The following is a 22,909-nucleotide window of genomic DNA, read 5'->3' on the forward strand; positions in this document are numbered from 1 at the left end:
ATGGCCTGGACCCGCACCTACGACGAGGCCGAGCCTCAGCGCGTCAACAAGTGGCTGGCCCAGAGCGGGGTCTGCTCGCGCCGCGAGGCCGAGGCCCTGATCGGCCAGGGCCTGGTGACGATCGACGGCGAGGTCGTCGAAGACGCCGGTCGCAAGATCCTGCCCGGCCAGACCCTGGTGCTGAACGACGGCGCCACCGCCCAGCTGGGCGCGGCGATGACGGTGATGATCCACAAGCCGATCGGCATCGTCTCGTCCCAGCCCGAGGGCGAGCAGATCCCGGCCGTGCGCCTGCTGACCAGGAGCGCCCAGTTCGGCCAGCCCGGCCCCGTGCCCGGCCGCGACAGCAAGCTGGCCCCGGTGGGGCGCCTCGACATGGACTCCCGGGGCCTCTTGATCCTGTCCGAGGACGGGGTGGTGGCCAAGGCCGTGATCGGTCCGGAATCGACGCTGGAAAAGGAATACCGCGTCCGGGTGCGCGGCGAGCTGACCCGCGAGAAGATCGACTGGCTGCGTCACGGCCTGGAGCTGGACGGCCGCAAGCTGAAGCGCGCCGTCGTCGACCGCCTGGGCCAGGAAACCCTGCGCTTCGTGCTGACCGAGGGCCGCAACCGCCAGATCCGCCGGATGTGCGACCTGGTCGAGCTGGACGTCATCGACCTGTTCCGCCACCGCGTCGGCCCGATCGAACTGGGCGACCTGCCCGAAGGCCGCTGGCGCCCGCTGACGGCTGCCGAGCGCGAAGCGCTGATCCGGGGTTAGAGCTCCGCAGCCAGACGAAGAAGCGTTACCAAAGTTTCAGTTGTCCCGGCGCGGCGGGCGCCGGAGCTTTCGCTCATGCTTCTTCGCTCTTCCCCCGCCCTGGTTCTCATCATGGCGATCCTCGCCGACGGTCCCGCGGCTCTCGCCCAGACAGCCGAGGACTTCAAAGCCGACGCGCTGTCGATCGACCGGCTGATCGAAGACAACTACGCCTATCTCGACCGCTTTCCGTCCGGAACGGCGCCGTCGAGCCCGCAGCTTCGCGCCGAGGCCGAGGCGGTGCGCGACTCGCGCTCGCTGACCCGTTACGCCGAGCGCCGCCTGGCGGCCCTGGCCGACCCGCACGCCATCACGAGCCGTTCCTTCAACGACAGCTGGGCGCTGGTCCCCAGCTATTCCGACCTCTGGATCGAGCCGGACGCCGGCGGCTATCGCGTCACGGCCGTCCGCCCGGACACGCCGGCGGCCACGGCGGGCGTGGCGGTCGGCGATCGCCTGCTGGAGGTCGACCATGCGCCGACGGCGCAGGCCGTGGCGGCCTTCTGGCGCGATCTTGGGGTCGAGGTTCCGCCGGATGGCGCGGGCTATGCGGCGCGGCAACTGGCGGCGGGGCGTCGCGACCGGCCGCGCGTGCTGACCATACGCAAGGCGTCGGGCGAGGTGCGGATGGTGAGCTTGCCGAGCCTCTACGCCACGCCGCGCCAGGACCGGCCGCCGGTCGCCGTCGAGCGCGGCAAGGCGCTGACCATCCGGTTCAACGACTCGCTGGGCGACGACGCCACGATTTCGGCCTTCGACCAGGCGATGGCCCAGGCCCGCCCCGGCGAGACCGTCATTCTCGACCTGACCGAGACGCCCAGCGGTGGGAACACCGTGGTCGCCCGCGCCGTGATGGGCTGGTTCGTCTCGTCGGCGCGGCCCTATCAGGTGCACCGGCTGATCGCCGAGGAACGCCAGAGCGGCGTGCCGCGCCAATGGATCGAGGAGGTGCTGCCCCGCGCGGGCCGTCATCATTCCGGTCCGGTGAAGGTGCGGGTCGGGCGCTGGACCGGCAGCATGGGCGAAGGCCTGGCGATCGGCCTGGACGCCCTCGGCGCGAAGGTCTCGGGATGTCCGATGGCCGGCCTGCTGGGGGCGGTCTACGACTACCGCCTGGACCATTCCGGTCTGGTCCTGAAGCTGCCGACCGAGCGCCTGTCGAGCGTCAGCGGCGTTCGAAGGGAAGACTTCGCCTGCAAGCTCTGAGGGCGCTTTTCGTCGATCCTGACCATGGGCCGGAACTAAACGGGCGATTGAACTCGCGCCTGTACCGAAACTTTCCGCCCATTTTTGCAAGTTCGCCGGACGCCGTTTCAAAGCGGCAACATCGCCGCCACTTCGCATTGCTAGCCGTGCGGTCCCCTCAATTTCGGAGACCGACATGAAAGCCGTTCTCGCCGCGATCGCCCTGAACCTCGCCGCCGCCTCTTCCGCCCCCGCCCTGGCCCAGGGTCACGACCAGCACGGCGCCCAGGCGCCGGCCGCACAGCAGCCGCAACAACAACGCCACGACGCCAAGCCGGGCAAGGAATCCAAGCAGGAACGCCACGTCCGCGCCTGCAAGGCCAAGTACCGCAGCTTCGACGCCAAGCGCGACGCCTTCCGCGGTCCGAACGGCAAATGGATCAAATGCCGCCTCTAGCAGTTTAGCTTGAGCGTCGGGTCGCCAGCGTCGGCGACCCGACATTTCGTACCCTCGCCTATCCCCGACCATCTTCGCCGCCCGCCCGCGCCCAGAGGCCGTCCATGACCGAATCCAGCCCGTCCTACTCCGCCCGCAAGCCCAGCCGTCGGGCGCGGATCATCGGCGGCGCCGTCGCCGTGGCGGCCCTGGCGGGCGTCGGCGTCCTGGCCTGGACCCTGCTGCACAACGGCGGCCAGGGCGGCGGCGACATGGGCGGCCCCGGTGGTCCCGGCGGCCCGGGCGGCGGCGGTCGTCGCGGCGGTCCGGCCAGCACCGTGGCGGTGGCGACGGTGGCCAAGGCCGACCTGCCGGTGGTGATCGAGGCCCTGGGCACCGTGACCCCGGCGGCGACCGTGACGGTCAAGCCGCAGGTCTCGGGCGTCATCACCCAGGTGCTGTTCCGCGAGGGCCAGCTGGTCCAGGCCGGCCAGACCCTGGTGCAGATCGACCCCCGCCCGTTCCAGATGAGCCTGATGGAAGCGCAGGGCAACCTGACCCGCGACGAGGCCCAGCTGTCGGTCGCCCAGCTGACCCTGAAGCGCTACCAGACCCTGCTGGCCCAGGACTCCATCGCCCGCCAGGAGGTCGACACCCAGGCCGCGACGGTCAAGCAGCTGGAAGGCACCGTGATGGCCGACCGCGCCGCCGTCGGCACCGCGCGGCTGAACCTCGGCTTCGCCCGCATCGTCGCCCCGGTCAGCGGCCGGGTGGGCCTGCGCGTGGTGGACGTCGGCAACTACATCGCCTCGGGCGACTCGAGCGGCGTGGCGGTGATCACCACCCTGTCGCCGATCGACGTGGAATTCACCGTCCCGCAGGACGACGTGCCGCGCATCTCGCAGCGGGTGTTCGGCGGCGCGACCCTGCCGGTCACCGTGCTCGACCGCACCCGCACCAACACCCTGGACCAGGGCACGTTCTCGACCCTGGACAACCTGGTCGACACCGGCACCGGCACGGTGAAGGGCAAGGCCCGCTTCCCCAACACCGGCGGCAAGCTGTTCCCCAGCCAGTTCGTCAATGTCCGCATCCAGCTCGACACCCTGAAGGACGCCATCGTCGTGCCGGCCACGGCCGTGCGCCAGGGCTCGGACGGCTCGTTCGTCTGGAAGCTGAAGAGCGACCAGACCGTCACCAAGACCAAGGTCACGACCGGCCAGGCGACCACCACCCAGGTGGCGGTCACGCAAGGCCTCGCCCTTGGCGACAAGGTGATCACCGAAGGCGGCGACCGCCTGACCGAAGGCGGCAAGGTGCAGCTGCCGGGCCAGGTGCAGCGTCAAGGCGCGGGCAAGGGCAAGAAGGGCGAACAAGGCAAGGGCGGCGAAGGCCGTCGGCGTCCCGAGTAGTCGGTAGCCAGGCGATGAACCCCTCGCGTCCCTTCATCCAGCGGCCGGTCGCCACGGCCCTGTTCATGGCGGCCATCGTCCTGGCCGGCCTGGTCGGCTTCAAGCTGCTGCCGCTGTCGGCCCTGCCGGAGGTGGATTACCCCACCATCCAGGTCCAGACCCTGTATCCGGGCGCGAGCCCCGAGGTGATGAGCCAGACCGTCACCGCCCCGCTGGAAAAGCAGCTGGGCGAGATGTCGGGCCTGACCCGCATGAGCTCGGTCAGCACGGCTGGCGCCAGCATCATCACCCTGCAGTTCGGCCTGGGCGAGACGCTCGACGTCGCCGAACAGGAAGTACAGGCGGCGATGAACGCGGCGGACTCGCTGCTGCCGGCCGACCTGCCCGCCCCGCCGACCTACGCCAAGGTCAACCCCGCCGACGCGCCGGTGCTGACCCTGGCGATCACCTCCGACACCCTGCCGCTGACCGAGGTGCAGAACCTGGTCAACACGCGCCTCGCCCAGAAGATCAGCCAGGTCTCGGGCGTGGGCCTGGTGTCGCTCAGCGGCGGCCAGAAGCCGGCGATCCGCATCCAGGCCGACACCCAGGCGATGGCCTCGTACGGCCTGACCCTGTCGAACCTCGAGACCGCGATCAGCAACGCCAACGCCAACAGCGCCAAGGGCAGCTTCGACGGCCCGACCCGCACCTACACCATCAACGCCAACGACCAGCTGCTGACGGTCGACGACTATCTGGACCTCGTCGTCACCTACAAGAACGAGGCCCCGATCCGCATCCGCGACGTGGCCAGCGTGGTGCAGAGCGCCGAGAACACCCGCCTGGGCGCCTGGGCCGGCAAGACCCCGTCGATCATCGTCAACGTCCAGCGCCAGCCGGGCGCCAACGTCATCAAGACGGTCGACGCCATCAAGGCCAAGCTGCCCGAGCTTCAAGCGGGTTTGCCCGCCACCCTGAAGGTCGAGGTGCTGGCCGACCGCACCACCGGCATCCGCGCCTCGGTCCACCACGTGGAGATGGAGCTGGTGCTGGCCGTGGTGATGGTCGTGCTGGTGATCTTCTTCTTCCTGCACTCCCTGCGGGCGACGATCATCGCCAGCCTGGCCGTGCCGATCTCGCTGATCGGCTCGTGCGGGGTGATGTACCTGCTGGGCTTCTCGCTCAACAACCTGTCCCTGATGGCCCTGACCATCGCGACCGGCTTCGTCGTCGACGACGCCATCGTCATGATCGAGAACATCATCCGCCACATGGAGCGGGGCGAAAAGCCGATGCAGGCGGCGCTGAAGGGCGCGCGCGAGATCGGCTTCACGATCATCTCGCTGACCATCTCGCTGATCGCCGTGCTGATCCCGCTGCTGTTCATGGGCGACGTGGTCGGGCGCCTCTTCCGCGAGTTCGCCATCACCCTGTCGATCACCATCCTGATCTCGGCCGTGGTGTCGCTGACCCTGACCCCGATGCTGTCGGCCCGCTGGCTGAAGAGCCACGCGGAAGAGGAAGAAAAGCCCAACAGCGTCGGCAAGAAGGCCCAGGCGCTGTTCGAGAAGATCGAGGGCCGCTACGAGGTCGCCCTGGCCTGGGTCATGGCCCGCCAGAAGGCCACCCTGGTCGTCGCCGTCGCCACCCTGGTGCTGACCGGCGTGCTCTACATGGTCATCCCCAAGGGCCTGTTCCCGACCCAGGACACCGGCCAGCTGCAGGCCCGCACCGAGGTCGAGCAGTCGGTGTCCTACGAGCGCATGGCTGGCCTGCAGCAGCAGGCGGCGGAAGCCATCCTGGAGGACCCGGCGGTGGAGAACGTCGCCTCGTTCATCGGGGTGGACGGCGCCAACAACAGCATGCTCCACACCGGCCAGATGCAGATCAACCTGAAGGCCGACCGCAGCGGCTCGCAGGAGAAGATCATGCAGCGGCTGCGCGAGCGCGTGGCCGCCGTGCCGGGCGTGACCCTCTATCTCCAGCCGACCCAGGACCTGACCATCGACGCCGAGAGCGGTCCGACCCAGTACCGCCTGTCGCTGGAGGGCGCCGACACCGCCACGGTCAAGGAATGGGCCGGCAAGCTGGCGGCCAAGCTGGCCGAGGTGAAGGCCGTCCGCAACGTCTACAGCGACGCCTCGGCCACCGGTTCGGCGGCCTATATCGACATCGACCGCGACACCGCCGCCCGGCTTTCGATCACCGCCTCGGACATCGACGACGCCCTCTACAGCGCGTTCGGCCAGCGGATCGTCTCGACCATCTTCACCGAAACCAACCAGTACCGGGTGATCCTGGAGGCCAAGCCGGGCCTGCTGACCGACCCGGCCTCGCTGGGCAATCTCAACCTCAAGACCGGCGGCGGCTCGCCCGCCCCCCTGGCGGCCTTCTCGACCATCAAGGAAAAGCAGGCGCCGCTGCAGGTGACCCACGTCGCCCAGTTCCCGGCCACCACCATCGGCTTCGACACCGCTTCGGGCGTGTCGCTGGGCCATGCGGTGGACGAGGTGCGCAAGGCGATGAAGGACATCGGCATGCCCACGTCGGTGACCCACACCTTCCTGGGCGCGGCCGGGGCCTACGAGAACTCGCTGAGCAACCAGCTGTGGCTGATCCTGGCGGCCGTGGTCTGCGTCTACATCGTGCTGGGCGTGCTCTACGAGAGCTACATCCACCCGCTGACCATCCTGTCGACCCTGCCGTCGGCCGGGGTCGGGGCGCTGCTAGCGCTGTGGGTGACGGGCAATGACCTGGGCGTGATCGGGATCATCGGCATCATCCTGCTGATCGGCATCGTCAAGAAGAACGCGATCATGATGATCGACTTCGCGATCGAGGCCGAACGTAACGAGGGCAAGTCGCCCGAGAAGGCGATCTTCCAGGCCGCCATCCTGCGCTTCCGCCCGATCCTGATGACCACCCTGGCGGCCCTGTTCGCCGCCGTGCCGCTGATGCTGGGCTTCGGCGAAGGCGCCGAGTTGCGCCGTCCGCTGGGCATCGCCATCTTCGGCGGCCTGCTGGTCAGCCAACTGCTGACCATGTTCACGACGCCGGTCGTGTATCTCGCCTTCGACCGCCTGGCGCCCAGCGCCAAGGGTCGTCGCGAGGACGGGCAAGCCGACGAGGGCCGGGTCGAGCGTCCGCTGCCCGGGCTGCCGTCATGAACCTGTCGGCGCCCTTCATCCGCCGGCCGGTGGCCACGGTCCTGCTGACCGTCGGCCTGGCCATGGCGGGCATCTTCGGCTTCTTCGTGCTGCCGGTCTCGCCCCTGCCGCAGGTGGACTATCCGACCATCGCGGTGTCGGCCAGCCTGTCGGGGGCCAGCCCCGAGACCATGGCCTCCAGCGTCGCCACGCCGCTGGAGCGCCGCCTCGGCGTGATCTCCGGCGTCAACGAGATGACCTCGCAGAGCTCGTCGGGCTCGACGCGGGTGACCCTGCAGTTCGACCTCAACCGCAAAATCGACGGCGCCGCCCGCGAGGTGCAAGCGGCCATCAACGCCACCCGCGCCGACCTGCCCGCGACGCTGAAGAGTAATCCGACCTACAGCAAGATGAACCCGTCGGACTCGCCGGTGATCATCCTGGCCCTGACCTCGGACACCAAGACGCCGGGCCAGATCTACGACGCGGTGTCGAACATCGTCTCCCAGCGCGTCTCGCAGGTGCAGGGCGTCGGCGGGGTCGAGATCGGCGGCGGCTCGCTGCCGGCCGTGCGGATCTCGGTGAACCCGTTCCTGCTCAACAAGTACGGGGTGAGCCTGGAGGACGTGCGCGCCTCGATCCAGGCGGCCAACGCCAACCGGCCCAAGGGCGCCCTCGAAGGCGACGGCAAGCGCTACCAGATCTACACCTCGAGCAGCGGCCGCACGGCGGCCGACTACGCCGGCCTGCTGGTGGCCTGGCGCGGCGACGCCGGCGTCAAGCTGTCGGACGTGGCCGACGTCAAGGACAGCGTCGCCAACACCCGCACCCTGGGCCTCTTCAACGGCAAGCCGGCGATCATCGTGCTGATCACCCGCCAGCCGGGCGCCAACATCATCGAGACCGTCGACAGCGTGCGCGAGGCCTTGCCCGAGCTGCGCGCCCAGCTGCCCAGCGACATCAGCGTGCAGGTGGCCAGCGACAGCACCAACTCGATCCGCTCGTCGCTGAAGGAGATCGAGATCACCCTGCTGATCTCGATCGTCCTGGTGGTGCTGGTGGTCAGCGCCTTCCTGCGCAGCGCCCGGGCGACCTTCATCCCGACGGCGGCGACCATCGTCTCGCTGCTGGGCACGTTCGGCGTCATGTACCTGCTGGGCTTCTCGCTCAACAACCTGTCCCTGATGGCCATCACCGTGGCGACCGGCTTCGTGGTCGACGACGCCATCGTCGTGCTGGAGAACACCCAGCGCCACATCGAGGCGGGCATGGACCGCTTCAAGGCCGCCGTGCTGGGCGCCCGCGAGGTGGGCTTCACCGTGCTGTCGATCAGCGTCTCGCTGGTCGCGGTGTTCATCCCGCTGCTGTTCATGGGCGGCCAGGTCGGACGCCTATTCCGCGAGTTCGCCGTCACCCTGTCGGCGGCGGTGCTGATCTCGCTGGTCATCAGCCTGACGACCACGCCGATGATGTGCGCCTACCTGCTGCGCGCCCGTCCCGAGGGTCACCAGGAAGGCCGCATCGCCCGCGCCTTCGAGAAGCTGTTCGACCGCGTCCAGCGCCTCTACGCCCGCAGCCTGGACTGGGCCCTGGCGGCCAAGCCGCTGGTGCTGATGATCCTGATCGCGGTCATCGGCATGACCATCTGGCTCTACATCGCCGTGCCCAAGGGCTTCTTCCCGCAGCAGGACAGCGGCCAGCTGATGGCCGGCATGCGGGCCGACGAAAGCGTCTCCTCGCAGGTCATGCAGGCCAAGCTGCGGACCGTGGTCGACATCATCCGCAAGGACCCGGCCGTCGACACCGTGGTCGGCTTCACCGGCGGCAACCGTTCGGGCGGCGGCTTCATGTTCGTCAACCTGAAGCCCGTCTCCGAACGCAAGGACAAGGGCAGCGCCGTCATCGCCCGCCTGCGGCCGCAGCTGCAGAAGGTCACCGGCCTGTCGATCTTCCTCAACCCCGTGCAGGACGTGCGGATGGGCGGGCGGTCGAGCAACTCGACCTACCAGTACACCCTGACCAGCGACTCCAGCGCCGCCCTCAAGGAATGGGCGCCCAAGCTGGCCGAGGCGATGAAGGAGCATTCCGACGTCATGACCGACGTCGACAGCGACCAGTCGGAGAACGGCGTCGAGACCCTGGTCACCATCGACCGCGACAGCGCCTCGCGCATGGGCGTCACGCCCAAGGCCGTGGACAACGCGCTCTACAACGCCTTCGGCCAGCGCCAGGTCGCGACGATCTACGAGGACGTCAACCAGTACGGCGTGATCCTGGAGTGGAACCAGAAGTTCGCCCAGGGCCCCGAGGCGCTGAACGATGTCTATGTGCCGACCAGCACCAGCAGCACGACCTCCACGGCCAGCACCAGCGGCGCGTCGGTCAATCCGTCGCTGCGCGACGCCTCGACCGGCTCGACGCTGAACACCTCGGCCACACCGATGACGCCGCTGACAGCCATCGCCAGCGTCTCGCAGAACGCCACCCCGACCTCGGTCAACCACCAGAACGGCGAGCTGGCGACCACCGTATCGTTCAACCTGCCCGACGGGGTGTCGCTGTCGCAGGCCCAGGCGGCCATCACCCAGGCCGAAGCCGACATCGGCCTGCCGACCAGCGTGCGCGGCAGCTTCCAGGGCAGCGCCCGCAGCTACAACGAGCAGATGAAGCAGCAGCCCTATCTGATCGCCGCGGCGCTGGTGGCGATCTACATCGTGCTGGGCATCCTCTACGAAAGCTACGTCCACCCGGTGACGGTGCTGTCGACCCTGCCCGCCGCCGGCGTCGGGGCGGTGCTGGCCCTGCTGCTGTTCGGCATGGAGTTCTCGATCATCGCGCTGATCGGGGTGTTCCTGCTGCTGGGCATCGTCAAGAAGAACGCCATCCTGATCATCGACTTCGCCCTGGAGGCCCAGCGGGCCCGGGGGCTGACGGCGCTGGAGGCGGTGCGCGAGGCCAGCCTCCTGCGCTTCCGCCCGATCCTGATGACGACCCTGGCCGCCGCCCTGGGCGCCCTGCCCCTGGCCATCGGCTTCGGCGAAGGCGCCGAGCTGCGCCGGCCGCTGGGCATCACCATCATCGGCGGCCTGATCGCCAGCCAGCTGCTGACCCTCATCACCACCCCGGTCGTCTACGTCTACATGGACCGCCTGCGCGGCAAGCGGCGCAAGGACGAGCGCGACCTGACCCACATGCCCGCCCCGCCGGAGCCCGCCCGATGACCGCCCGCTTTCTGACTTCGCTTCCCCTGCTCGCGCTCGTCGCGGCCTGCTCCACGACGCCGGCCTACGAGACCCCCAAGCTCGCCTCGCCGACGCCCGCCGCCTGGAAGGCGCTGGACGGCTGGAAGGCCGCCGATCCGGCCGACCACGTCGATCGTGGCGACTGGTGGACCCTGCTGGGCGATCCGCAGCTGGACGCCCTGGCCCAGCGTGTGAAGGTCAACAACCAGACCATCGCCTCGGCCGAGGCCGCCTATCGCCAGGCCCGCGCCCTGGTGAAGGAGCAGCGCGCCTCGCTCTTCCCCGCGATCGACCTGTCGGGCTCGGCCACCAAGACCGGCGGCGGCGGCGCCTCGTCGTCCAGCAAGGGCGAGCGCTACCAGGCCGGCATCGGCGCCAGCTGGGAGCCCGATGTCTGGGGCCGCATCCGTGCGACGGTGAACAACGCCAAGGCCTCGGCCCAGGCCAGCGCCGCCGACCTGGCCGCCGCCGAGCTGTCAGCCCAGGGCGAACTGGCCACCAACTATCTGGGCCTGCGCCAGACCGACGCCGAGATCGCTCTCGTCCAGGCCACGGTCGAGGGCTACCAGCGGTCCCTGAAGATCACCCAGAACCGTTACGACGCAGGCATCGCCCCGCGCTCGGACGTGCTGCAGGCCCAGACCACCCTGGCCAACGCCCAGTCGACCCTGGAGGGCCTGAGCCAGACCCGCGCCACCTACGAGAACGCCGTGGCGGTGCTGGTCGGCGAGCCGGCCAGCAGCTTCACGATCGCCGCCGATCCGAACTGGTCGGCCAGCGTGCCGGAAATCCCCGTCGGCCTGCCCTCGACCCTGCTGGAGCGCCGTCCGGACGTCGCCGCCGCCGAGCGCCGCGTGGCCGCCGCCAACGCCGAGATCGGCGTGGCCCGCGCCGCCTACTTCCCGACCTTCACCCTGACCGGCGACGGCTCGAGCAGCGCCACCAAGCTCGGCGACCTGTTCGCGGCCTCGACCAACACCTGGTCGCTGGGCCTGGCCGCGGCCCAGACCCTGTTCGACGCCGGGGCCCGCAAGGCCCAGGTCGCCCAGGCCCGCGCCTCGTACGACGCGGCCGCCGCCGATTATCGCCAGACGGCGCTGGAGGCCTTCCAGGACGTCGAGAACCAGCTGACGGCGGTGCGGGTGCTGGAGCGCCAGTACGCCCTCCTGCAGACGGCCTCGACCGCCGCCGATCAGACCGAACAGATGCTGCTGAACCAGTATCGCGCCGGCCAGGTGGCCTATACCGACGTCGTCACCGCCCAGGCCTCGGCCCTGTCGGCCCGGCGCGAACTGGCCACGGCCCGGGTGTCGCGCCAGGCGGCCGCCGTGGCCCTTGTGCAGGCGCTGGGCGGCGGATGGACGGGGGTGAAGGGGCCTTAGGGTATTAGAACCGTTCGCTCAGCCAGATGCCGAAGAGCCTCGCTTCCGGTCGGAGGGCGGCAGCAATCAAATTGAAAGCTAGCGCCAAAACACTCCCGCCCCAGAACAATGCCGACATCGCCAAAAGCGATCGAACCCTGTCACGCTCCTCGTACTGCGGAATATGGATGGCGCTGGCATCATCGGCCTGCTTCCGAGCCAAAAGCTCAGTGTTCGTGTTGTCGATGTGATCCGCCGCATAAGCCAACATCATGGATTTACGTTCAGCGTTGCCAGCGTCCCCGATCAAACGCGTATGAAACGCGCTGATGGCTATGGCTGAAATCCAAGTTCCGATCAGGAAGGCGGCCACAGCCACGGCGATTAGAACAGGGGAAAGCCCCAATTCCTCAATTTTACCTTTGAAGCCGGCAAACGCAGCGGTGAGCGCGATGGCCGATGCTGCATTTGCCGACGCCAAGCCAAACAGCATTTGCTTCTGAACTTCATCGCGTAGCGCGGCGACGCGCTCGGCGGCCTTCGCCGCCAATTCGTACCGACGGTGCAAATAATTCGAGTGAGCGCTCTTCTCGGGCATCGTCCCTCAGCGTGGGCTTGCGCATAGCCGCACCGCCATAGGCATAGAACGCACGGAAGGAAAGTCTACCAGCGCTTCCGCTAGCCTGCGGAACCCCCTACCCCGCCGTCGTCTCGGCGGCGATGCGCATCTTGCGGAAGGCGGCGGTCAGGTCGGCCTTGGCCTGAGCCAGGGCGCCGCCATTGCGCAGGGACCGGCGGGCGTCGGCGACGGCGCCGCGGTTGACCTGGTCGGCGACCTGGCCGGCGACGCGATGGAACTCGCGGTGGGCCTCCAGGCAGTGCAGGTGCAGGTGGCTGCCCGGCATCCGCCGGTGGCCCTCGCCGTGCAGCCACTGGCCCGCGGCGCACTGGCGCTCGGCGCGGACGGCGACGGCGTCGACCTGGCGGCCGCCGGCCATGGCCTCTTCGAGGTCCTCGCAGATGCGATTGTGAAACTGGGTCTGTTCGAGAAAGTCCATGACCACGCTCTCACGCTGGGGGCGACTGAACGTGCGCAATGACGACTTTCGGTTTCGCGATTATTGCGCCCAGGTTGCAGTTTGACGAAGGGTGGGCTCAAGGCCCCGCCATCGCCGATTTCGCGGGCGCCCGGCCCGCGCGGCGCCCGCCGGACAACCCTGGATATCGCCGCACGTCCGGCGCGACATTCGACCGTAACAGTCTCCCGGAACAACGGCCTCCGCTTCATCCGAGGACGGAGGGACGCCGAAATGACCCGGACCAAGGAAGACGTGCGCGAGGCCGCCGCCTGGCTGGAGCGCCTGCGCGCGCCCGACGCCGGCGAGGCGGACCACGAGGCGTTCGAGGCCTGGATCGCCCAGCCCCGCCGCCGCGACGCCGTCGAGGCGGTGCGGGCGGTCGAGGACGAGATCGCCAGCTGGGATCCGCCGGAGCCTTCGGTATGGCGCGACCTGAGGGTCCTGGCCCTGGGCGGAGCCGGCATCGCCGTCGCGGCCCTGGCGGTCGCGGGCGTGCTGGCGCACTGAGGCCACAAGATGCTCCCCCTCTGGGGGAGCTGTCGGCGAAGCCGACTGAGGGGTCTGCTCGGCGCAGGTCGGTGCTACCCCCTCCGGCCCTCTGGGCCACCTCCCCCAGAGGAGGAGGCTCAAGAACGCGAAAAGGGCGCCGGCCCGCCAAGACCGACGCCCCTCCTCGCCGCCGCCGGGGGGGATCGGCGGCGAAGGCCGGGCGCGTCAAAGGGGGCCGACGCGCCCGTATCTAGAGACGGTCAGAACCGCTTGCGGACGCCCAGGTAGTAGGAGCGGCCCAGCACGTCGTAGTTCTGGGCGTCGTAGTTGCCCTCGGTGTCGCCCACCTGCGGCGGGGCCTTGTCGAACAGGTTGTTGACCCCGAAGCGCAGGTCGGTGTCCCACGGCAGCTTGACGCGGCCGTTGAAGTCGAAGGCGTTGTAGGAGACGACGCCGCGCGAGGTGCTGGTCGGGGTGACCACCTTGGCGGAGTTTTCCATGGCGTCGATCCAGCGCCAGCGCAGGCCGACGCTCGCCGGACCCCAGGTGTAGGTGGTCGAGGTGACCGACTTCCACTTCGGGTGGGCCGTGCCGGCGGTGCTTTCGACGCCCGTGCCGATGGTGCCGACATAGTCGTAGACCGCGGCCCCCGGCAGGCTCTGGATCTTGAACTTGTCGGTGTAGCCCAGGGCCACGTTGACCGACAGCGAACCGGGGATCTTGTCCAGCAGGGTGTCGGCGAAGTCGAAGTTCCAGTCGACCTGCACGTCGACGCCGGTGGTCTGGAACTGGCCCAGGTTCAGCAGCGGCTGGACCGGGTTGGTCGGCACGCCGCTGGCCGAATTGCGGGTCAGCAGCGAGCAGTAGTAGTTGCTCGGATCATAGGTCGGGTTGGCGCCGCCCGAGTTGAAGCAGAACTGGAAGGCGTTGACGATCGACAGGCTGCCGATCGCGTCCTTCACCTTGATGTCGTACCAGTCGATCGAGGCGGTGATCCGGCTCAGCAGCGGGCCCTCGAACGGCGAGCGCAGCACCGCGCCGAACGAGTAGGTGTCGGCCGTTTCTTCCTGCAGGTCGGGATTGCCGCCGGTCAGGGCGAAGACCTGGGCGGTGCCCAGCTGGTAGCTGTCGATGATCGCCGTCGGCACGCCCTGCGCCAGGCAGAGGGTGCGAACCGCCGCAGCGTTGGCGCCGGTGCGGTAGGACGAACGGACGTCGCAGGGGTCGCCGTTGGTGGTGGTCGACGAGGCCGTGCCGATGGCCACCGAACCCGTCGAGACGGGAGCGTACAATTCGCCGACGCTGGGGGCGCGGATGGCGCGGTTGTAGCCGCCGCGCAGGCGCACCGGCTCGATGATCTTCCAGTCGAAGTCGGCCTTGTAGGTCTGCACCCCGCCCACCGAGCTGTAGTCGGAATAGCGGTAGCCGAGGTCGAGGTTGAACTCCTGGATGAAGGGCAGGTCCTTGACGATCGGGACCAGCAGCTCGCCATAGACCTCGTAGGTGTCGACCGAGCCCGAGGCGTCGCGCAGCACGCTGTAGCCGAGGATGTCGCTGGTGCCGTCGGGCTGGTTCAGCTGGCTGTCGGGCTTGAAGGTGTATTCGTTGGAGCGATAGTCGGTACCGGCGGCGAACTTCACCGCGCCGGCCGGCAGGTCGAACAGCGTGCCCGAGACGTTAAGCTCGACCATGCGCTGCTCGAGGCTGTTCTGGTTCAGCGTGCGACGCGACATGTAGCGCACGCACTCGCCCGACGGGGTCAGGTTGCCGAAGGGGTTCCAGCCGCCGGCGCAGTATTCCGTACCGCCGGTCGGGCTGTTGAGCAGGCGCGAGATGGCGCTGGCGCTGGCGCCGCCGGTCTGCTCGTTGTCGAACTTGGCGCGGCTGAACGAGACGTAGCCGTCCCAGGTCCAGTCGCGGAAGCCGGTGTCGCCCGACAGGCCGTTGGTGAACTGGAAGACGTCGTAGCTGTACTTCTGGACGCGCGGACCCAGGATATCGAGGGCCTTGTAGAAGGTGAAGGCGGCGTTCGGGGTCGGGCGCGAGGCCAGGATGGCCTTGAAGTCGTTGGGGATGAACGGGTTCGTCACCGGCACGGTCAGGCCGTAGACGTTCGAGGCCAGGGTCGGGTTCGACACGCCCACCGAGGTGTAGTCGGTGAAGGTGAACTGCGAGAAGAACCGCAGATTGTCGGTCAGGTTATAGTCGACCTTGGCGAAGACGGCGTAGCGGTCGAGGTCCGACTGCATCGAGCTGCCGTTGTAGCCGAAGTTGACCTGCTGCGAGGTGCCCGAGGCGTTGGCGTTGACGATGTAGGCGTTGTCGGTCTGCGGGTCGCGGAAGTTCAGGACCGGCACGCCCGAGGTCGAGAACAGGGTCTGGTCGGTGTTGAAGCCGAGCTGGCCGGTGTAGCGGCCGGCGCTGTTGCCGGTCAGGGCCGCGGTGCCGTAGGTCCCCTGGAACAAGCTGTTGATCGAGGCCAGGGTCGGCAGGTTGGCGCCGAACAGCACCGTGCCCTGCGGGATGGTCGACAGGCCCGGCGCCGAGGTGCGGAAGATGTAGTAGTCGCGGGCGCTCTGCAGGGCGCGGTCGCGGTTGGTGTAGTCGAACGACAGCACCGCCCGGCCCTTGCCGTCGGCGAAGGACGAGCCGCCGGTGACCGAGAAGCGGAACGACTCCGCGTCGCCCTTTTCGGAAATGCCGTACTGGGCGTCGGCGGTCAGGCCCTCGAAGCTGCGCTTGAGCTTGAAGTTGACGACGCCGGCGGTGGCGTCCGAGCCGTAGGCGGTGGAGGCGCCGCCGGTGATGACCTCGACGTTCTCGATCAGGGCTTCGGGGATGATGTTGAGGTCGACCGAGCCGTCGGGGTTGGACGGCTGCAGGCGGCGGCCGTCGAGCAGGATCAGGGTGCGCTTGGCGCCCAGGCCGCGAAGGCTGGCGTAGGACTGGCCGCCGTTGAGGCCGGTGCTGGTCGAGCCGGTGTTGCCCTGGCCGAACGAGCCGGTGAACTGGGGCATCTGCGACAGGGCCTTTTCGACCGTCACCTGGCCGGTGGCCTCGATCGCCGCCGCGCCGACCGTCTGGATCGGGCTGTTGGCCACATAGTCCTGGCGGGCGATGCGCGAACCGGTGACGACCACGGCCTCGACGGCCTGGGGCTCTTCCGGCGCCGGCGCGGCCTCCTGGGCGTAGGCGCCGGCCGCGCCGATCATCAGGGCGCCATAGGCGCAACCGCCGGCCATCATCGCTCGCAAGGTGCTGGATCGCATCGCTTAGTCCCCTTCGTATTCGGTCACGCCCCTCGCGCTTCCGAACTTCAAGACGCAGCCTGTTGCGGAACCCACATCTTCCCGACGACATTTTGCCGTAAAGCCAAGTCACGGATTGGTAAGGAGAAAATATTTTGTCGCCGAACGTGAGGAAACGTCGTGCGACTGCGTCTTGATAGATGCGGGCCGCTTAAGTCGGCCTTCTGAACAGAGCTACGGGACCGTTATGCCGGACGTGATCCAGATCCCCGCCGAACACTTCGAGCGATTGAAGAGCCGCCTGCCCGCTATCACTCGCGAGCACCTCAACAACGTCTACGGGATCAGCGAGACCACCTGGACCAAGCTGCGCCGGGGCGAGCCGATCAAGCGGGTCACCTGGGAGCGCCTCCTGAGCCGCTACGAGCGCCTGCAAAAGGCCGCCGCCTCCTGATAACCGCGCAAGCGCGTCCCCATTCCTGACCGGGACCGGCCTTTTCCGGCCCCGCCGTCCGCCTTTTCCCCAAAAATTCACGCACCTTGCGGACGCCTTAGCGACAGGCGGCTCGCCGGCCGCATGCGCAGAGGTTCCGCCCGATGAACAAACGCTTCGCCTATCTGATCATCGGCGCGATGGTGCTGGGGGTGCTCGTCGGCTGGGGGTGCAACCAGTTCCTCGACGCCGAGGGGGCCAAGTCGGCGGCTTCGGGTCTGAGCCTGATCACCGACATCTTCCTGCGCCTGATCAAGATGATCATCGCCCCGCTGGTGTTCACCACGCTCGTCGCCGGCATCGCCCACATGGAAGACGCCGCCGCGGTCGGCCGCATCGGCGCCAAGACCCTGGGCTGGTTCATCGGCGCCTCGGCCGTCTCCCTGCTGCTGGGCCTGCTGATGGTCCACCTGCTGCAGCCGGGCCATGGCCTGCACCTGGTGGAAGCCGCGGTTTCCTCGAAGCCCGCCGCCTCGACCGACGCCTTCACCCTCAAGGGCTTCATCACCCACCTGGTGCCGACCTCGATCTTCGACGCCATGGCCAAGAACGAGATCCTGCAGATCGTCGTCTTCTCGCTGTTCGTCGGCACCGCCGTCGCCGCGCTCGACGACAAGGCCCCGCAGGTGCTGCACCTGGTCGAGCAGTGCGCCCAGATCATGCTGAAGGTCACCGGCTTCGTCATGAAGCTGGCCCCGCTGGCGATCTTCGCGGCCCTGGCCTCGACCATCGCCACCCAGGGCCTGGCCATGCTGGGCACCTACGCCAAGTTCGTGCTCGGCTTCTACGCCACCATGGGGACCCTCTGGGTGCTGCTGTTCGCCGCCGCCTTCGTGGTGCTGGGCAAGCGCGCCATCCCGCTGTTCGGGGTGATCCGCGAGCCGGCCCTGCTGGCCTTCTCGACCGCCTCGTCGGAGGCCGCCTACCCGCGCATCCTCGACAGCCTGCCCAAGGTGGGCGTGCGCCGCCGCATCGTCTCGTTCGTCCTGCCGCTGGGCTATTCGTTCAATCTCGACGGCTCGATGCTCTACTGCACCTTCGCCACCATGTTCATCATGCAGGCCCACGGCGTGCACCTGACCGTTCAGCAGCAGATCTTCATGCTGCTGCTGCTGATGGTGACCTCCAAGGGCATCGCCGGCGTGCCGCGCGCCTCGCTCGTCGTCATCATGGCCACCCTGACCTATTTCGGCCTGCCCGAGGCCTGGATCGCCCTGGTGCTCGGCGTCGACCACCTGCTCGACATGGGCCGCTCGGCCACCAACGTGGTCGGCAACTCCGTCGCCGCCGCCGTGGTGGCTAAGTGGGAGGGGGAGCTGGAGGACATCCAGCCGGAGGAGGCTCCGGCCACCGCCTGATACTTTCTTCCGTAAAATCCCCGCGAAAGCGGGGACCCAGGCGTTTTATCGTCGAGCGCCCCGCGTTTCAGAAAAGGCCTGGGCCCCCGCTTTCGCGGAGGTTTTACGGTTTGGGGGTAGGGCCTAGCGAACGGCCTTCCCCGTCAGCGCCTCGACCACCTTCGGATCAGCCCACTTGCCCCAGGTCGGATCCAGCAGCCCATAGGGCTCCACCGCCCCGGCCGTGCGGTTGTAGCCGCCCGACTGCGTGCCGTTCAGCGGCCACCAGGCGAAGTCGATGCCGGTGTCCCGCGCATACCCCGCCAGAGCCTGGACGAAGGTGATGCGGTCGCTCTTGCACGGCTGGCCGTCGGGGCCGGGCTGGGTGCAGCCGCCCCATTCGCTCATATAGACCGGCGCGGTCCAGGGCTGGCCCGGGTCACGCACGAAGCCCCAGCGCTCGTGCGAGCGGCGGGCGAACAGGGCCGGATCGGCCAGTTCCTCGGGCTTGCGGTTCCAGGCATAGTCGTGGGCGGCGTAGACCAGCTTCCCCGGAACCGACAGGGTCACGGGCTGATCGCGCACCCCGGTCAGGTGGTTCTGGTAGTCGATGCCGCCGACGATGATCAGCAGCCTCGGATTGACCGCCAGCACGGCCTCGGCCCCGCGCATCGAGGCCGCCCGCCAGTCGGTGCGCGGATCGCCGCCGCCCCACACCGGCTTGAGGCCCAGGGAGGGATCGGGCCGGATCTCGTTGCGCAGTTCGGCGGCGACCACGAAGGGGCGGTTGGCGTAGCGCGCCGTCACGGTCTTCCAGTCGGCCAGCCAGGCGCTTTCGGGATAGGCGGGCGTCCACCACAGGCCGTCGCCATGGGCCTCGTCGCAGCACCAGTCGCTGCGGCTGCGATGGTTGTCGAGCACCACCATCAGCCCCTCGCGGCCGAAGGCGTCGACCACCGCGTCGAACACCTGGAGCGCCGTCTTGCCCTTCAGCCTGGGATTGGCGGCCAGGAAGCGGTCCTCGACCACCGGGTTGCGCTCGACCAGCTCGTTCGACCACGGCAGGCGCACCGAGTTGAAGCCGCCGGCCTTGATGGTCCTGACGATCTTCTCGAGCGGCTGCTTGTCGAGCCCGCCGACCACGAACTCGGCCGACTCCGCGCCGAACCAGTTGACGCTGACCAGCCGCACCTTCGCGCCCCTGGCGTCGACGATGTCGGGACCCCGCGTGGAGAGCGGGTATTTGGGCGCGGCGAGCGCCGGGACAGCCAGCAATGCGCAGGCCAGGGCGGCCGCGAGGCCTCTAAGGAATGCCGACAAGAAAACGCTCCGCCACCAGCAAGGGACGGAGCGCATTCATCCTACAAATACCCTCGGGCGCAAGCGGCCCCTACTTCACCGTCTTGTCGACCGTCTCGCGGGTGACGGCGTGATAGAGCGGCCGGGACTCCGCATAGATGCGCTTGGCGATCGGCTGGCCCCAGTCGCCCTGGCCCCACAGCGAGACGAACAGCGGGGCGACGAACTTGCGGCGGCCCTGGCCGGTCAGGAACTGCTCCAGCGACGGCACGGCTGGCGCGTAGCGGTTGGCGATGGCCAGTTGCAGCCAGGCGAAGCGGATCTCGCTGTTGCCCTGGGCCGACAGGCCGAAGGCGGCGTCGACGGCGGCCAGCTGGGCCGGCGTCAGCTTGCGCGGCAGTTGGCTGACAAACCGCACCCGCTCTGATGTGCCCCAGCCCTTCCAGGCCTCGACCGGCGCAACGCCGCCGTCCGCGAAAGCCTTGGCGGCGGCGTCAACAGGCTCGAAGGCCTTGGACTGCACGTGGACGGCGTTTTCCGGCAGGCCCGGCTGATAGATCCAGCGCTGGACGTCGATCTTCTTTTCCAGCGCCGCATCGCCCTTGAAGAGGTTCTCGCGCAGGTCGGCGATGAAGCCTTCGGCGGTCTGCGGCTGGAAGGCGTGGCGGTCGAAATAGCCGCGCAGATAGGCGTCCCAGCGCTCGCGGCCGACCTCCTTCTCGATGGTGCGCAGGAAGGCCGCGCCCTTCTCGTAGGGGATGTCGGTCATGCCGTCGTCGGGATCGCGGCCGGTCAGGTCGATGTGCAGGCGGGTGTCTGGACCGGTCATGCCGCCGGCCTCCTCGATCGCCTCGTGCAGGTCGGTCCAGCCCAGGTCGGCCAGCATGGCGGCCGTGTCCTTGCCGTAGAGGGCCTCCATGATCCGGTTCTCGAAATAGACCGTGAAGCCCTCGTTGAGCCAGAAGTCGGCCCAGGTGGCGTTGGTGACCAGATTGCCCGACCAGGAGTGGGCCAGCTCGTGCGCCACCAGGCTGACCAGCGAGCGGTCGCCGGCGATCACGGTCGGAGTAGCGAAGGTCAGGCGCGGGTTCTCCATGCCGCCGAACGGGAACGACGGCGGCAGCACCAAGAGGTCGTAGCGACCCCAGCGATAGGGGCCGTAGAGCTTCTCGGCGGCCTCGACCATCTTCTCGACGTCGGCGAACTCCCAGGCGGCGGCCTTCAGGGCCGAGGGCTCGGTATAGATCCCGGTGCGCGGACCCAGCGGCTGGAAGGCGAGATCCCCGATGGCGATGGCGATCAGGTAGGGCGCGACCGGCTTGTCCATCCTGAAGCGATAGGCGCGGCCGCCGGCGACGGGCTCGCCGTTCGGGGTCAGCTGCTCGGCGCTCATCACCGCCTTCAGGCCCTCGGGCGCGACGATGCGGGCGGTCCAGGTCTGGCGGATGCCCGGGCTGTCCTGGGTGGGGATCCAGGTGCGGTTGAGGATCGCCTCGCCCTGGCTGAACAGGTACGGCTTGACCTTGCCGGCCGTCTGCGAGGGCGACAGCCATTGCAGGGCCGCGCCGTCGGGGGCGCTCTCATAGGCGATGACGATGCGCTTGGCGCCGGCCAGGGTGACGGTCAGGGGCGCGCCCAGATGCGGGTCGAACGTCCCGAGCGTCCACTTCAGCGGCTTGCCTTGGGCGTTGGTGATCGACTTGATCTTCAGGCCCTTGGTGTCGAGCACGACCTCCTTGGCGCCGGGCGCGAGCTTGAGGTCGAGGGCGGCCTTGCCGACCATCTTCTTGCCCGTGAAGTCGGCCGTCAGGTCGAGGTCGACATGGGTGACGCGGGCGACCTGGGGCCTGGCGTAGGAGTGGATGTCCTTGGCGTCCGAGCGGGTGGACAGCGGGGCGATCATGGGCGCTTTCGCGGGCGCCGCCGAAGCCAGGGCCGGGACGGCGACGCCGCCGAGGAGCGCGGCCATCAGCAGGGCGCGCGAGGTGTTCGAGATCAGGGACATGAGACGATGAATCCGTGGAAGCGGAACTTTGCGCCTCTTATTCCAGATACCGGGGCCTACAGATAGTCGAGCAGGCTCATACCCGTCTTGAGCGTTCCGTCCGCGCCGAACATCGAGGAAAGTTTGTCCGACAGGGTCTGCAGCGAGACCATCTTGTCGTAGAGGGCCGGGGTCCAGCCGACGGCCTCGCGCTCCTCGTCGCTCATCGAGACGTATTGCGAGACGAGGTTGCGGCCGAAGACCGAGGCGTCGCCCGACTGCTGGGCCGACTTCCAGTTCGAGGAGACGCCCTCGCGGTTGCGCGCGCGCACCTCGTCGGCGGCCTCCTTGACCTCGTGCCCGGAGAACTGGCCGCCCTTGTTCAGGGCGATGGCCGACAGCGAGCGGTCGTCGAAACGGGTGAAGTCGATGGTTCCGGCGTCGCCGTCGGTCGCCATCCCCTCCCCGGTCGCCAGCGCGTACTGGCGGTCCAGGGCGGTGCGGACGTCGGAGGCCACGGCGTCGATGTCGCGCGAGCGCGGATTGGCGACGACGCCGCCGTTTTCCTTGAGGTAGGCGGCGACCGGATCGTCGGCGATCCCCGTGGGGGCGGTTCCGGGCTTGGCGGTCGCCTGGCGCAGGCCCTCGACCAGGGCGGCCTTGGCGTTCTGCCAGGCCAGCGCGCCCTTCTCCTCGGTCCCGGCGGCCTCGTGGCGGGTCAGGGCGGCCTTGTAGAGGCCGGCATAGTCGCCGGTGACCCGGGCGTCGGCGGCGGGTGCGGCCAGGGCCTTGTCGAGGCCGGCCTTCAACTGGAGGCTGGCGACCACCTGCTCCTCGATCGGGAAGCTTCCGCCCTGGTTCGAAGCGACGGCGTAGAGCGATCGGCGGTCGAGGCCGGAGACGTCGATGGTCGCCTTGCCGTCCTTCAGCGCGCTGGTGGCTTTGGCGGCGGAGAGCAGGCTGTCGAGACTCTTGCGGGCGTCGGAGGTCACGGTGGCGAGGCTGCGACCGTCGGCGCTCGCGGCGGCGAGGGCGGCCTGGGCTTCCGCCGACAGGGTGACGCTGACGCTGGACGCGCCGGTCTTGGCGGCTTCCGCTGCCTTGGCCTGGGCGGCGGTCGTAGTTCCCGTCTGACTGCTCGTCGCGCCCGCATAGGCGTAGGCGGCGGCGTAGCCCTGAGAGCCGATCCTGGTCATCACGCACTCGAAGTCGATTCAACTGCGAGTTAACGTATCAGGTCGGATGCGATTTGAAATGTTTGGAAATCAGAAGGTTGATTGGTTAACCGCCGACAGCCCCTTCCCCCTCCCGTCATTCCCGCCCTTGTGGCGGGAAACCCTGGTTCCGTTCGCACGGGCTGCGCAAGCGGCGTGCTAAGCACGCCGCCCCACTCTCACCTGCGGCTGACAGAGGGG

At 68.6% G+C, this 22,909-nt stretch carries 16 protein-coding genes; 10 read left to right on the top strand and 6 right to left on the bottom strand.

The window, feature by feature from the left end:
- The 7 genes from AC1RRS_RS00200 (at position 1) to AC1RRS_RS00230 (ending at position 11,586) form a co-directional block, all read left to right on the top strand.
- Positions 1-762, top strand: coding sequence for a pseudouridine synthase (locus AC1RRS_RS00200; protein ID WP_492853445.1), 762 nt, complete (start codon positions 1-3; stop codon positions 760-762).
- A 75-nt stretch (positions 763-837) separates the two neighbouring features.
- Positions 838-2,007 carry a S41 family peptidase gene (locus AC1RRS_RS00205; protein ID WP_492853446.1) on the top strand — a complete coding sequence of 390 codons (1,170 nt, stop codon included), beginning with the start codon at positions 838-840 and terminating at the stop codon, positions 2,005-2,007.
- Positions 2,008-2,182: 175 nt separating this feature from the next.
- Positions 2,183-2,443 (top strand): hypothetical protein, encoded by a 261-nt coding sequence (locus AC1RRS_RS00210; RefSeq protein WP_492853447.1) that lies wholly within the window; start codon positions 2,183-2,185, stop codon positions 2,441-2,443.
- Positions 2,444-2,547: 104 nt separating this feature from the next.
- A complete protein-coding gene (locus tag AC1RRS_RS00215; protein WP_492853448.1) occupies positions 2,548-3,834 on the top strand; it encodes an efflux RND transporter periplasmic adaptor subunit in 1,287 nt (428 codons plus the stop codon).
- Positions 3,835-3,848: 14 nt separating this feature from the next.
- Entirely contained in the window at positions 3,849-6,983 is a 3,135-nt protein-coding gene (locus AC1RRS_RS00220; protein WP_492853449.1) for a multidrug efflux RND transporter permease subunit, read from the top strand.
- A complete protein-coding gene (locus tag AC1RRS_RS00225) occupies positions 6,980-10,183 on the top strand; it encodes an efflux RND transporter permease subunit (protein ID WP_492853451.1) in 3,204 nt (1,067 codons plus the stop codon). Before AC1RRS_RS00220 ends, AC1RRS_RS00225 begins: the two co-directional genes overlap by 4 nt.
- Positions 10,180-11,586, top strand: a complete 1,407-nt coding sequence (locus AC1RRS_RS00230; protein ID WP_492853452.1) for an efflux transporter outer membrane subunit — start codon at positions 10,180-10,182, stop codon at positions 11,584-11,586. Before AC1RRS_RS00225 ends, AC1RRS_RS00230 begins: the two co-directional genes overlap by 4 nt.
- A gap of 4 nt (positions 11,587-11,590) precedes the next feature.
- On the opposite strand, the gene AC1RRS_RS00235 is transcribed toward AC1RRS_RS00230, so the two are convergent.
- Together AC1RRS_RS00235 and AC1RRS_RS00240 are read right to left on the bottom strand one after the other, a co-directional pair.
- Positions 11,591-12,163: a hypothetical protein gene (locus AC1RRS_RS00235; protein WP_492853453.1), complete on the bottom strand. Its 573-nt coding sequence runs from the start codon at positions 12,161-12,163 to the stop codon at positions 11,591-11,593.
- Between the two features lie 97 nt (positions 12,164-12,260).
- Entirely contained in the window at positions 12,261-12,623 is a 363-nt protein-coding gene (locus AC1RRS_RS00240; RefSeq protein WP_110120960.1) for a CZB domain-containing protein, read from the bottom strand.
- Positions 12,624-12,875: 252 nt separating this feature from the next.
- On the opposite strand from AC1RRS_RS00240, the gene AC1RRS_RS00245 reads away from it, so the two are divergent.
- On the top strand, positions 12,876-13,151 hold the full coding sequence (locus AC1RRS_RS00245; protein ID WP_492853454.1) for a FecR/PupR family sigma factor regulator: 276 nt from the start codon (positions 12,876-12,878) through the stop codon (positions 13,149-13,151).
- A gap of 242 nt (positions 13,152-13,393) precedes the next feature.
- On the opposite strand, the gene AC1RRS_RS00250 is transcribed toward AC1RRS_RS00245, so the two are convergent.
- Complete coding sequence (locus AC1RRS_RS00250) at positions 13,394-16,402, bottom strand: TonB-dependent receptor domain-containing protein (protein WP_492853455.1); 3,009 nt, start codon at positions 16,400-16,402, stop codon at positions 13,394-13,396.
- 226 nt (positions 16,403-16,628) lie between these two features.
- Between AC1RRS_RS00250 and AC1RRS_RS00255 the strand changes: the two genes are divergently transcribed.
- Both AC1RRS_RS00255 and AC1RRS_RS00260 read left to right on the top strand, forming a co-directional pair.
- A complete protein-coding gene (locus tag AC1RRS_RS00255) occupies positions 16,629-16,835 on the top strand; it encodes a hypothetical protein (protein ID WP_058346819.1) in 207 nt (68 codons plus the stop codon).
- A gap of 143 nt (positions 16,836-16,978) precedes the next feature.
- Complete coding sequence (locus AC1RRS_RS00260) at positions 16,979-18,232, top strand: dicarboxylate/amino acid:cation symporter (protein ID WP_492853456.1); 1,254 nt, start codon at positions 16,979-16,981, stop codon at positions 18,230-18,232.
- 123 nt (positions 18,233-18,355) lie between these two features.
- Here the strand turns inward: AC1RRS_RS00260 and AC1RRS_RS00265 are convergent, their stop codons facing one another.
- The 3 genes from AC1RRS_RS00265 to AC1RRS_RS00275 form a co-directional block, all read right to left on the bottom strand.
- Positions 18,356-19,531, bottom strand: a complete 1,176-nt coding sequence (locus tag AC1RRS_RS00265) for a glycoside hydrolase family 5 protein (RefSeq protein ID WP_492853457.1) — start codon at positions 19,529-19,531, stop codon at positions 18,356-18,358.
- Between the two features lie 70 nt (positions 19,532-19,601).
- On the bottom strand, positions 19,602-21,515 hold the full coding sequence (locus AC1RRS_RS00270; protein WP_492853459.1) for a M1 family metallopeptidase: 1,914 nt from the start codon (positions 21,513-21,515) through the stop codon (positions 19,602-19,604).
- A 56-nt stretch (positions 21,516-21,571) separates the two neighbouring features.
- The gene (locus AC1RRS_RS00275) at positions 21,572-22,690 is read right to left on the bottom strand and encodes a hypothetical protein (RefSeq protein WP_492853460.1); all 1,119 of its coding nucleotides are present in this window, start codon (positions 22,688-22,690) and stop codon (positions 21,572-21,574) included.
- Between the last annotated feature and the right edge of the window lie 219 nt (positions 22,691-22,909).

Source organism: Caulobacter sp. GW821-FHT12A07 (genome assembly GCF_058807655.1).

Coding starts and splice junctions, on each gene's coding strand:
- AC1RRS_RS00200 (WP_492853445.1), top strand. CDS start 1: ATGGCCTGGACCCGCACCTACGACGAGGCCGAGCCTCAGCGCGTCAAC.
- AC1RRS_RS00205 (WP_492853446.1), top strand. CDS start 838: ATGCTTCTTCGCTCTTCCCCCGCCCTGGTTCTCATCATGGCGATCCTC.
- AC1RRS_RS00210 (WP_492853447.1), top strand. CDS start 2,183: ATGAAAGCCGTTCTCGCCGCGATCGCCCTGAACCTCGCCGCCGCCTCT.
- AC1RRS_RS00215 (WP_492853448.1), top strand. CDS start 2,548: ATGACCGAATCCAGCCCGTCCTACTCCGCCCGCAAGCCCAGCCGTCGG.
- AC1RRS_RS00220 (WP_492853449.1), top strand. CDS start 3,849: ATGAACCCCTCGCGTCCCTTCATCCAGCGGCCGGTCGCCACGGCCCTG.
- AC1RRS_RS00225 (WP_492853451.1), top strand. CDS start 6,980: ATGAACCTGTCGGCGCCCTTCATCCGCCGGCCGGTGGCCACGGTCCTG.
- AC1RRS_RS00230 (WP_492853452.1), top strand. CDS start 10,180: ATGACCGCCCGCTTTCTGACTTCGCTTCCCCTGCTCGCGCTCGTCGCG.
- AC1RRS_RS00235 (WP_492853453.1), bottom strand. CDS start 12,163: ATGCCCGAGAAGAGCGCTCACTCGAATTATTTGCACCGTCGGTACGAA.
- AC1RRS_RS00240 (WP_110120960.1), bottom strand. CDS start 12,623: ATGGACTTTCTCGAACAGACCCAGTTTCACAATCGCATCTGCGAGGAC.
- AC1RRS_RS00245 (WP_492853454.1), top strand. CDS start 12,876: ATGACCCGGACCAAGGAAGACGTGCGCGAGGCCGCCGCCTGGCTGGAG.
- AC1RRS_RS00250 (WP_492853455.1), bottom strand. CDS start 16,402: ATGCGATCCAGCACCTTGCGAGCGATGATGGCCGGCGGTTGCGCCTAT.
- AC1RRS_RS00255 (WP_058346819.1), top strand. CDS start 16,629: ATGCCGGACGTGATCCAGATCCCCGCCGAACACTTCGAGCGATTGAAG.
- AC1RRS_RS00260 (WP_492853456.1), top strand. CDS start 16,979: ATGAACAAACGCTTCGCCTATCTGATCATCGGCGCGATGGTGCTGGGG.
- AC1RRS_RS00270 (WP_492853459.1), bottom strand. CDS start 21,515: ATGTCCCTGATCTCGAACACCTCGCGCGCCCTGCTGATGGCCGCGCTC.
- AC1RRS_RS00275 (WP_492853460.1), bottom strand. CDS start 22,690: ATGACCAGGATCGGCTCTCAGGGCTACGCCGCCGCCTACGCCTATGCG.